The sequence below is a fragment of the Lewinellaceae bacterium genome, from assembly GCA_020636135.1.
In the GTDB taxonomy this organism is placed as follows: Bacteria; Bacteroidota; Bacteroidia; order Chitinophagales; family Saprospiraceae; genus JAGQXC01.
Genome location: JACJYK010000001.1, coordinates 950,835 through 962,234, shown reverse-complemented (window position 1 = coordinate 962,234; position 11,400 = coordinate 950,835). Strand labels below are relative to the sequence as shown.

The 11,400-nt window shown below is 47.6% G+C and carries 11 protein-coding genes and 1 pseudogene; 9 read left to right on the top strand and 3 right to left on the bottom strand.

Features of this window, described 5'->3' with window-relative positions; all coding sequences use genetic code 11:
* Positions 1–230: 230 nt before the first annotated feature.
* Positions 231–1,190: a DUF4038 domain-containing protein gene (locus tag H6570_03615; GenBank protein ID MCB9318344.1), complete on the top strand. Its 960-nt coding sequence runs from the start codon at positions 231–233 to the stop codon at positions 1,188–1,190.
* A gap of 56 nt (positions 1,191–1,246) precedes the next feature.
* Positions 1,247–1,597: a hypothetical protein gene (locus tag H6570_03610; protein ID MCB9318343.1), complete on the top strand. Its 351-nt coding sequence runs from the start codon at positions 1,247–1,249 to the stop codon at positions 1,595–1,597.
* A gap of 16 nt (positions 1,598–1,613) precedes the next feature.
* Here the strand turns inward: H6570_03610 and H6570_03605 are convergent.
* Positions 1,614–2,329: pseudogene (locus tag H6570_03605) on the bottom strand (DUF1080 domain-containing protein).
* Between the two features lie 231 nt (positions 2,330–2,560).
* Between H6570_03605 and H6570_03600 the strand changes: the two are divergent.
* The 7 genes from H6570_03600 (at position 2,561) to H6570_03570 (ending at position 8,368) form a co-directional block, all read left to right on the top strand.
* A complete protein-coding gene (locus H6570_03600) occupies positions 2,561–3,031 on the top strand; it encodes a sigma-70 family RNA polymerase sigma factor (protein ID MCB9318342.1) in 471 nt (156 codons plus the stop codon).
* Positions 2,991–3,515 (top strand): hypothetical protein, encoded by a 525-nt coding sequence (locus tag H6570_03595; GenBank protein MCB9318341.1) that lies wholly within the window; start codon positions 2,991–2,993, stop codon positions 3,513–3,515. The genes H6570_03600 and H6570_03595 overlap by 41 nt, the downstream gene beginning before the upstream one ends.
* Complete coding sequence (locus tag H6570_03590) at positions 3,502–4,785, top strand: hypothetical protein (protein MCB9318340.1); 1,284 nt, start codon at positions 3,502–3,504, stop codon at positions 4,783–4,785. The genes H6570_03595 and H6570_03590 overlap by 14 nt, the downstream gene beginning before the upstream one ends.
* A gap of 186 nt (positions 4,786–4,971) precedes the next feature.
* Positions 4,972–6,651, top strand: coding sequence for an energy-dependent translational throttle protein EttA (gene ettA / locus H6570_03585; protein ID MCB9318339.1), 1,680 nt, complete (start codon positions 4,972–4,974; stop codon positions 6,649–6,651).
* Positions 6,652–6,836: 185 nt separating this feature from the next.
* Positions 6,837–7,454, top strand: a complete 618-nt coding sequence (msrA, locus tag H6570_03580) for a peptide-methionine (S)-S-oxide reductase MsrA (protein MCB9318338.1) — start codon at positions 6,837–6,839, stop codon at positions 7,452–7,454.
* Positions 7,447–7,824: a methionine-R-sulfoxide reductase gene (locus H6570_03575; protein MCB9318337.1), complete on the top strand. Its 378-nt coding sequence runs from the start codon at positions 7,447–7,449 to the stop codon at positions 7,822–7,824. Before msrA ends, H6570_03575 begins: the two co-directional genes overlap by 8 nt.
* Positions 7,817–8,368 (top strand): DsrE family protein, encoded by a 552-nt coding sequence (locus H6570_03570; GenBank protein MCB9318336.1) that lies wholly within the window; start codon positions 7,817–7,819, stop codon positions 8,366–8,368. Before H6570_03575 ends, H6570_03570 begins: the two co-directional genes overlap by 8 nt.
* Positions 8,369–8,370: 2 nt before the next feature.
* On the opposite strand, the gene H6570_03565 is transcribed toward H6570_03570, so the two are convergent.
* Both H6570_03565 and H6570_03560 read right to left on the bottom strand, forming a co-directional pair.
* On the bottom strand, positions 8,371–9,753 hold the full coding sequence (locus tag H6570_03565; GenBank protein ID MCB9318335.1) for a hypothetical protein: 1,383 nt from the start codon (positions 9,751–9,753) through the stop codon (positions 8,371–8,373).
* Positions 9,750–11,345: a hypothetical protein gene (locus H6570_03560; GenBank protein ID MCB9318334.1), complete on the bottom strand. Its 1,596-nt coding sequence runs from the start codon at positions 11,343–11,345 to the stop codon at positions 9,750–9,752. Before H6570_03560 ends, H6570_03565 begins: the two co-directional genes overlap by 4 nt.
* Between the last annotated feature and the right edge of the window lie 55 nt (positions 11,346–11,400).

The window sequence follows — 11,400 nt, the reverse complement described above, 5'->3', positions numbered from 1 at the left end:
TTAACATTTAAACAATAACATAAATAATGCCAATTTTTCTTAATATGTAAATTACCCTTGTTTTTTGACCAAAAAGACACCTTTGTTCAATTTTCGACAAGCCTACTCCCAATGGTCAAAATGTGGGAAATCCCACAAATCATGTGACATAACCCACCTGAGAGAATTCAGGCCAGTAATTCACTCTCCTTTTTCACTAACTTGCTTCATTCTCACCGTAACTTAATTCCATGAAATTGAAATCTTTGGTACTGCTCTTATTAGCAACACTAGCTTTTTTCTCCATTCAGGGGCAAAAACTAACCTTAAAAATTAGCTCAGATGGACACCACTTGGTTCATGCCGATGGAAAACCGTTTTTTTATCTGGGTGACACCGGTTGGGAATTATTTCATCGATTGGATAGCACTCAGGCACTGCACTACCTGGAGAACCGCTCAGAGAAAGGGTTTACAGTGATACAGGCTGTGGCATTAGCCGAATTTGACGGATTGCACACTCCAAATGCCTATGGAGAAATTCCCTTGACCAATGACGATCCTACGCAGCCTAATGAAAAATATTTCAGCTACGTGGACTACCTCGTCCGTGAAACCAATCGACTGGGGATGGTGATGGGCATGCTGCCTACCTGGGGTGACAAATACAACAAACGCTGGGGCATTGGCCCGGAAATCTTTACCCCGCAGAATGCCTTTCAATATGGTCATTTCCTGGGAGCGCGGTATAAGGATGCTGCGATCATCTGGATTTTAGGAGGTGACCGGATACCGGAAGAACCGGAGGACTTCCAGATCATAGCTTCCATGGCGCGAGGGTTGAGGGAAGGTGACGGCGGCAGGCATCTGATCACTTTTCATCCGATGGGAGGAGAATCCTCATCCCGGTTTTTTCAAGACAGTTCCTGGCTTGATTTCAACCTCTTCCAATCCGGTCATGGCGAATTTGACAATCCAAACTACCGTATGACCCGCCATGATTACGACATTATTCCAGCAAAACCAGTCCTGGACGGCGAACCCAATTACGAGGATCATCCTATCAACTGGACTCCGGCCAATGGCTGGTTTGATGATTTCGACAGCCGAAGAGCCGGCTACTGGTCCATGCTGGCCGGCGCATGTGGAAACACGTATGGTTGTCATGATATCTGGCAATTTTATCCCCCAAATTTTCTCCCGTTTCAGTAGCCCGCACACCTTGGGAGCAGGCCCTTGATCTACCTGGCGCTTATCAAGCAGGGTACATGCGCCATGTTTTTGAAACCAGACCCTGGCAACGTTTGGCGCCGCATCAGGACATCTTACAGAACGCCCCCAATAAAGGTGGACAAGCCTGTCTGGCTGCCTGTGATCGCGAAGGAACATTTCTGATGGTCTATGCCCCTTATGGAAATGCATTTGAAGTCAGAACTACCTATATGAATCAAGGGAAATTACATGCCTGGTGGTACCATCCAGCAACGGGAACTTCCCTGGATGGCGGTACGCTGGACTTCGCAGCAACAATCCCGTTCGATCCTCCAGGCGACCCGAGAAGGGGCAATGACTGGTTGTTAATACTGGATAGTCAGGCAGCAGGATTCCCCAAGCCCTGATCTTGCTTGCAATTATTTATTTCGCCCCGGATGAAAATGCATCATCGGCAGAAAGTTGTTTAAGCGGCGAAAGGGTGACCTTACGGAATTCAACTTCAGATCCCTCAGCCTGTAATGCAATCTGACCATGATCTGCCGTACAATCGGTACCGGAATTCACCAGGTCTCCATTTACCCATACCTTAACCGCACGTCCCAGGCACTCGATATGCATTTGATTCCACTCTCCTACCGGTTTTTCAGATCCGTCCGTCAGATTGAGAATACGCCGCTTTTTACCTTCCGTACCTCCCCATTCATCTTTTGGGCCACGCCGTTCAACCATATCCGGGACGGTAATGTCTTCACCAATGCACCAGAAATCACCTGCATTTTCATGCATCATCTGGACCTCAATGGATTTGGGAAACATGCCGTACAAAAAACGCGGGTAGAGGCATGAACCAGCACACCACAATTGCCCGGCTCACCGGCGAAGCGGTATTCGACATCCAGTGCGTAGTCCGAGTACACCGAATCTGTGATCAGGTGGCCTCCCGGCGTACCCAGGCTGACCAGCATCCCTTCTCGGACAATGAACGGATCTCGGGCAAGTGAATTCGTATCCAGCTCGGGCACATCGGAGTGCCAGCCTTGCAGCGTTGATCCGTCGAAGAGCTCAATGGATGCAGTCTTTTCACCACATTGAGCCATAAGGAATATCATTACCGCACCAAAAATCAGTTTTTGCATCGACTTGTTTGCTTTTTCTCCAAAAAGGTACGACTTAATCCCACTTTACAATGGTGTAAAAAACAATTCACAAAATTCTTGGCCCATTCCAACCTTTTTACCCATCCAGCGGTCCTAACTTTGAAAAAACCCGATTGACCGGATTCTATGCAAGATGCCACATTGATCCAAAAATGTATCCGAGGTAATGAACTTGCGCAATACCAATTGTATCAAAGGTATGCGCAGGCCATGTACCACACGGCCTGGAGGATCGTGGGTAACCGGGAAGACGCAAAAGATGTATTACAACAATCCTTCATAAAGGTTTTTGCCAATCTCGGAAGCATCCAGGATGCGAAGGCTCTGGGAGGGTGGATCAAACGGATTGTCGTCAATAGTTCGCTGGACCATGTTCAGGCCAGGCGTCATTGGCTCATAGAGCCCCAGGAGTATATTCCTGAACTGGCCATCGCCGCCGAAGCCGAAATTAAATTGGCTGTCAAGGACATGCACGATCTGATCCTTGATTTACCGGATGGTTGCCGGCAAGTGTTTTGTTTGCACCTCCTGGAAGGATACAAACATCAGGAAATTGCTGAAACCCTGGGGATAACCGAATCCACGTCGAAGTCTCAGTACTGGCGTGCCAAACAATTATTAAAACAGAAAATATCAATCAATGAACAAACAGGACGAACTGGAACGGTGGATCCTGCATAACAGGAAATCACTGGATCAGATTGAAGATCTCGATCACGAAGCTTTATGGAGTTCCATCCGGCAACCCAAAGTTCATAAACGATCCAGATGGGTTTTGCAGGTGGCAGCCGCCTCAATTGTCATCCTTTGCGGATTCTTCGCCTGGTATACAACCAGCCCAGCCCCGGCCATTGTCGCACAGAAGACCCAGTTCCCATTGGATGCCTCCTTTGTAAAAGCTTATGAGCAACAGTTTCAGCAGCCTCTTACCGCCAATGAATTATCTAAAGTAGATCATGGCGTACTACAAGACATAAACTCGGAATGGGAAGAAGTAACCCGACTTACCATCCAAACCTCTTCCGACCAAATGGATGAAAACACCCGAAATAAGATTCTGGAACTCATGCGTAAAAACAATGAGATCCAAATCAAACTGCTTGAATTATTACAACGTGAACTACAAAAACCCGAGCGAAATGAAATTCCTAATGAAATCTATTAATCTTCTGCTCTGCTTTTCCCTGACCTGGTCGCTATTTGGTCAGGTGGATAAGACCAAAACGCTGAACCAGGATTATTCCGTAGTCCATGACCAGCGGCTCTACATCAGTCATCGAGGTGGTGAGGTCAAACTGATTCCTTCCACCGATGGAAAAATCCACATACTGGGGACCATCCGTGTAAAAGCAAGTGATGAGTCGAATGCTAAAATTGCTCTGGACAACATGGATATCAGGGCCTCCCAGTCCGGTAATCAAATCAACATTGAATCCGATCGGAATATTAAGAACTGGATTACAGTCCTCAACAAGAGCACTATCACTTTCGAATCCGGTGATAAAGCGAAGGACATCCGGGATATCGATATGACGCTGGAGGTCCGGATACCCGATAACATTGCTCTGATTGAAGTCAAAAATAAATACGATCCCATCACCATCGACCAAGCGGTAAAAGGTCAACTTAGAATTGAGCAATACGACAGTGAAGTGCATGTGACTAGTTGTACCGGCCCCTTCACCCTCAATATGAAATATGGCAAGGCCAGTCTAGGTGCTCTTAGCGATGTAACAATGGATATTTATGATTCGGATATGACCTATGAGTCTGCCCGTAATCTATCCGGCACCCTGAAATATTCCAAAATGACCGGTGGAGACCTTAATCAGGTTACCTTGGAAACCTACGATTCGGAGTTTCGTTTTGGAGCAGTACCCGGAAAATCTTCTATAACCGACAAATACTCCGATTATGAAATGGGAAATATCGGTGAACTGGTATTCGACGGTTATGAATGCAATCTTACCCTGGGCAACGCGAAATCCATCAGCGGCAAATCAAAATATGGTGAGTTTCATTTTAAGTCCGTCGGTGAAATCGAATTAGAAAGCTCCTATGAAGATGAGTTCAGCGCTACCCGCGTTGGCCGACTGAAAGTCAATAGTAAATACGGGGAATACAAACTGGATGCATTAGGCAATGAGCTGATATTTCCGGAAAGTTACGAGGATGAGATCACGATTGGCCGCATAGAACAATTAACCAGGCTCGAGCTTAATGCGAAATACCTGGAGTTGACTTCCAATCAGACAGGAGGAGACTTTTCAGTCACCGTTGATGCGAAATACAGTGAAGTGGAATTGCCTTCCAGGACTACCGTCCGGATCAGAGATAAAGAAAATTCCAATCTAAAGATGGAAGCCATGGTCGGAAGTAATGGGTCCGGCAAGGCGGTGATTAATTGTTATGAATGTGAAATCAAACTAAATTAATAGCTTCTCTTTGGAATGTGCCGGCTCTCCTACCGGCACATTCCATTTTAACCCGTTTCAAGAGCTGTCTACTTACAAGCTCCTTCCATCACTGATTGCCTCCAATCCTGGATAAAACCATCCGGGAATGTGGAACAGAATCATACCTTTGCAAGCAATAATCAAAATTTTACCGCAAGCAATCGTATGGCAGACCACAAGATCATCTTTGCAATGGAAGGGGTTTCAAAAACATTTCCACCTTCCAAACAAGTCTTAAAAAACATTTGGCTTTCTTTTTTCTACGGGGCCAAGATTGGTGTCCTCGGTCTAAACGGATCCGGAAAATCAACCTTGTTAAAATTGATTGCCGGACTGGACAGCAATTACGAAGGGAAGATCCGCTTTGACGGATCATTCCGCATTGGATATTTAGCTCAGGAGCCTGAGCTGGACCCCGGGAAAACCGTCCGGGAAATCGTTGAGGAAGGAGTTAAGCCGATCATGGATCTGCTTAAAGAGTACGAAGCGATCAATCTGAAGCTTACCGAACCCATCGATACCGATGAAATGATGCAATTGATTGAGCGCCAGGGCGAATTGATGGAGCAGATTGAACATCACAATGCCTGGGAGATTGATCACAAGATTGAGACGGCCATGGATGCTTTGCGTTGTCCGGAAGAAAGTCAAAAGGTCCAGGTTCTTTCCGGAGGTGAAAAGCGCCGGGTGGCGCTCGCGAGATTATTACTGAGCAATCCGGATATTTTGCTGCTTGATGAACCTACCAACCACCTGGATGCCGAGTCGGTGGAATGGCTCGAACAATACCTTCAGCAATTTCCAGGTACCGTTATCGCCGTAACCCACGACCGCTATTTCCTCGATAATGTCGCTGGCTGGATCCTGGAATTGGACCGCGGTGAAGGCATCCCCTGGGAAGGAAACTATTCTTCCTGGCTGGAACAGAAAGCCCGCAGACTGGAGGCTGAGGAAAGAGCGGAAAGTAAAAGACGCAAGACCCTTGAGCGCGAATTGGAATGGATCCGGATGGCACCCAAAGCACGCCATGCAAAAGGCAAGGCGCGTCTTAATGCATACGAGAAATTGGCGGATGAGGAAATCAAAGAAAAAGAGGCGCGTCTCGAATTATATATCCCGCCGGGGCCCCGACTGGGAGACGTCGTCATTGACACTGAGGATCTCAGCAAAGCTTTTGACCACCGCATCCTTTTCGAACATCTGAACATCAGCATACCCCGCAATGCAATTGTCGGAATTATTGGCCCGAATGGCGTTGGAAAAAGTACGCTCTTCCGCATCATCATGGGAGAAGAAAAGCCGGACCAGGGGAATGTCAAAATTGGCAATACCGTCAAATTATCGTATGTCGACCAATCGCATAAGGCACTCCAGGATGGTGAAAAGACCGTTTACGATGTAGTCTCAGGGGGACAGGACCTGATTACGGTGGGTAATGTCAGCGTTAATGCCCGTGCTTATCTGAGCAAGTTCAATTTTGCCGGTGCCGATCAACAAAAAAAGCTTGGGGTACTTTCAGGGGGAGAACGAAACCGCCTGCACCTGGCTATGACTTTGCGGGAGGGAGGTAACGTATTGCTCCTTGACGAACCTACAAACGACATAGACGTCAATACCTTGCGGGCCCTGGAAGATGCCCTGGAGGATTTTGCCGGATGTATCCTGGTCATTTCTCACGACCGGTGGTTTATAGACCGCCTGGCCACACATATTCTGGCTTTTGAAGGAGACTCGGAAGTAGTCTTTTTTGAGGGTAATTATTCGGATTATGAGAGCGCCAAGAAAGCGGCGTCCGGGGATAACACCCCGCATCGACCCAGATTCAAGAATGTCATCAATCGGTAATTCGCCTGGCTGACAGATACCGAACTGACTATCAACCATTTGAATCAATACCGACACAAGGGTAATGCTTTAAAGTATCGTTAATTCATCCTGGCAAAAAACTTATCTTTACGACTACCGTTTGTACAAGCAAATCAAAAGACATGAAGAGGTCGGGCTTTTTTGGGCTAGTGCTTCCTTTCTTTATGTGGGGTCTTATTTCTTGTGCTCCCAAAGCCACCATCACAGATAAATCCATGGACATGCCGGTTGAAAACAGAACCGACCTGGAGGTGGCGACATTAGCAGGTGGTTGTTTCTGGTGCATCGAAGCCATCTTTCAGGAACTAAACGGTGTCATTAAAGTAGAATCCGGCTTTTCAGGAGGTCATCTGCCAAATCCGACCTATAAGCAGGTTTGTTATGAGAATACCGGACATGCCGAGGCGGTCCAGATTTACTTTGATCCTAAATTGATCAGTTACGACGATTTGCTGAAAGTTTTCTTTACGGTTCACGATCCGACGACGCTCAACCGACAGGGCAATGATGTAGGTACGCAATACCGGTCTGTGGTGTTTTATCATAACGATCAGCAAAAACAGGCGGCCGAGTCGGCTAAAAGCGATTTTGCCACCGCTCTGTGGGATGATCCGATCGTGACGGAGATTGTACCTTTCGAGACTTTTTATACGGCAGAAAATTATCACCAGGATTATTACAATCTGAATCCCAATCAGCCTTACTGCCGGGTCATCATCAATCCTAAAGTGGAAAAATTTCGGAAACAATTTGCAGCCAAGCTAAAAAAGACCAATGAATAAGTTCAATCCTCTAAACCCCGAAGAAGCCAGAGTCATTCTGAAAAAAGGAACGGAACGACCCTTCACGGGGGTCTACGACAAACACTTTGCTTCCGGTACCTATCTATGCCGCCAATGCAATGCGCCACTTTACCGGTCAAAAGATAAATTTGATTCCGGTTGTGGCTGGCCGGCCTTTGACGATGAGATACCTGGCGCTGTAAAAAGAGTTCCGGACGCCGATGGTTTAAGGGTTGAAATCCTTTGCGCCAATTGCGGAGGGCATTTGGGTCATGTGTTTATCGGAGAACGCCTTACAACGAAAAATACCCGTCACTGCGTGAACTCGATTTCACTTCGCTTTTTACCCGAATCCGGTAATGATGAATAAGTCTTGCTACTTACTACCCCTAGTCATTCTCCTTTACCTTACCACTGCGGGCTATGGGCAAGATATAAAACACTGGCCTGGTCCTGCTATACCCACCGAGGGAGCGGTGTACTACGGGTATCAGCCACAACATACAGTGGATACCACCATTCATTATCGGGTGGTTTTTGATATCCATGCGGGTGAACAAAACCCGGATCAGATCAACTTGTTACTGAATAGTATTGCCCGATTTATCAATTTGCATACCCGTTATGGTGTCCCACTCGATCACTTGCATGTTGCGGGGGTATTCCATGGATCTGCAGGTAAGGATGCCCTGAATGATGCTGCTTACCAGGAGCGCTTTGGAATGCCTAATCCCAACACCAATTTAATGCATGAACTGAAGGATGCCGGTGTGGAGCTCTTCCTTTGCGGTCAGACCGCTTACAGCCGCGGCTTACAACCGTCAACACTCAATCCTGCTGTACAACTTGGACTTTCAGCCATGACGATTCTGACGGAGTATCAGCAGAAAGGGTATGCCCTTATCCGCTTCTAGTATCAATCCAGAGCGTGTTCAACTTCAGACAACCATTGGAAAAGTTGATCCAGGCGCTCATAAGCATCCCTTCCAGGGCGTTGATCCGCAGAACTAATCATGCTTGCCAAATAACGAATCTGATCCAACAACATGGGCGTCATGTACCTGCCCTCCTCAGTCACTAATTCCTTGATAGCAAGATTAAGCTTATCTACCTTTAATTCAGCTTCAAGTCGTTTTTTCCCTTTAAGTGCATTGGGATCTATCGCCTTCTTTTCCGCTTCGATTCTGGCTTTTAGGTCATTGGCTTTTTGCTGCAACTGGCTAATTTCCTGGTACAGGCGGTATTGTTCCACCAAGTCCGCTTCGGTCACTCCGGAAGCTTCTACCCTTGGATCCAAATTGATGTAAAAATCTTCGGTGAACCGGTCATCCCCCTTCTTTAACTCAATGGTATAAGCTCCCGGAGGAACCAGGGCGCCACGGGAAGCTTTATCCGGTTGCATGTTCCAGAGGAAGCGGTGATGTCCTGTTGTGTAGGAAGGACGGATAGGCAGGTTGTATCCTTTCGATTCTTTTGCTGCCTTTTCGGGCTTCAGTTTCCAGGATTTGACGACCTCAGTGCCTTTTCGAATTTCCAATAGGACCTGTGCCGAGGAAGTATCGCCGATGACATAATCGATGATGACTCCATTTTGCTTGTACTCAACCGGAATATCTCCGCCCCGGGTAAAATAACGCATGCGATATGCATCCTGAGGCTTATACAGTTTCGTCGCAACCGAAGAAGAACCCTGGCGGATGAAACGCATATCATCCAAAATCCAGAAACCTCGTCCCATGGTAGAAAGCACCAGATCACCTTTGTGAATCTTTAGGTCGGTTATCGGGGTAACCGGTAAATTCTGTTGCAAGGATTCCCAGGTCTTACCATCATTGTAAGAAACATAAACACCATGATCGGTGCCCGCAAATAGCAACCCCGGCACTGCCGGATCTTCACGTACCACATGAACCGGGTCGTCCATGGCTATTCCGTTCTTGCCATCAGTAAGCCGCTGCCAGGATTTGCCGTAATCTTCCGTTTTATAAATATAGGGTTGATAGTCCCCCAGCAAGTACCGGTAGACCGCAAAATAAGCTTTTGATGCACTATGAGGTGAAGCATCAATATTCTGAACCCTGCCTCCCGGAGGCAGATCCGCTGGTGTTACATTCTGCCAAGTCTGGCCGTCGTCCCGGGTCACATAGAAAGGACCATCGTTGGATCCTGTCCAAATAACACCTCGCTCAAGGGGTGATTCACGGACCGCATACAGGGTTGAATAAAACTCTTCTCCGGTCACATCCCGGGTTATGGGCGAACCGCTGATCACCTGTGTTTCCGGCGTAAAGGCGGTCAAATCCGGTGAAATGGTCTCCCAGGTTTTACCACCATCCGTAGTCCGGTGCAGATATTGGGATCCATGATAAACGATGTTGGGATCAAAGGGCGATACGTGGATAGGGAAACACGCTGGAACCGGTAGGCCAGATCCTTTGGATTGTGTCCGTAGATGTTGGCAGCTCCTACATAATATTGCTGCTCCTGGCCGGTCAATTTATTATAAACGCCAAATCTGCCTTTACAATTGGCATAAACGATATTTGGGTCACCTGGCTTAGGTACCGCAGGACCGGTTTCGCATCCACCCGTAGCGATCCAGAATGAGGTTGCATCAAAAGTTGGTGTGTGTGGAGGGATACTGGGCACCATAATGGTTGAATTATCCTGTTGCCCGGCGTATAAATTATAAGGGAAATCATCGTCAATTTCTACCTGATACAATTCAGCAGTGGGTTGATTGTTCTGGGTGGACCAGGTCTTTCCGCCATCTCGTGTCACATTGGCTCCACCGTCGTTGCATTCTATCCAAACCAGGGTATCTAATGGATTGATCCATAGATCGTGATGGTCACCATGAGGGGCAGAGGTTCTTTTCCAGGATTTAGCACCGTCAGAGCTATGCCAGAAAGAGGTTGCCATCGCATACAGGCTATTGGGATTTTGTGGGTTGACTTTGATGTTACAGTAATAAAATGGGCGGTCCAGGATGTCTTCATTGGTGCTTACCAGCGTCCAGGTAGAACCATGATCCTCGGATAAGTAGACCCCTCCCTCTCCTACCGGAGCCTCAATAAGCGCCCACACCCTCTGTGGCATCGCCGGGCTCACGGTAAAATCAATTTTGCCGATGAGACCCTGGGGCAGTCCCTGGCTCATTTTACTCCAGGTATTTCCTCCATCCATACTGCGGTAGACTCCTCCTTCCATTCCTCCGCTGATGATGGTCCAGGGCTTCCGCAACCCGTGCCACATCGCAGCATACATGATATCCGGATTATCGGGAGCGAACTCCAGATCTACCGCCCCAACACTATCGGAATGAAATAACACTTGCTGCCAGCTGGCCCCGCCATCATTGCTCCGGTATACTCCCCGCATGTCATTTGACTTGAAGGCATTGCCTATTGCTGCTACAAAAAACCGGTTGGTATCCTGAGGATGAATCAATACCGCACCAATCTGCCCGGCATCTTCCAGGCCGATGTGTTTCCAGGATTTACCTTCATCGCGGCTGAAATAGACGCCATCCCCGATGATCACATTGCTGCGAATACCGTCGGATCCGGTGCCCACCAGTATACGGTTGGCATGCTGTGGGTCCACAGCGATGGATCCAATGGAACCCGTATTAAAATAGCCGTCGGAGATATTTTTCCAGGATTGCCCATAATCCGTGCTCTTCCAGACTCCCCCACCGGTGGCGCCCATATAGAACGTACCCGGCTGTGCAGCGACGCCGGTCACTGTAGTCACCCGACCACCACGGCTAGGTCCCACTTGACGAAACTGAACCTCAGGACCAAATAAGGTTTGTCCAATAAGCAGCTGACTTGCAGCCAATAAACAACCTAAAACACTTAGCCGGGCCATAAGATCTCTTTTTTTCATAGTGATATCGTTACCTATTTACGCCAAAAAGATAAGAAGACTTCATCTGAAGGAA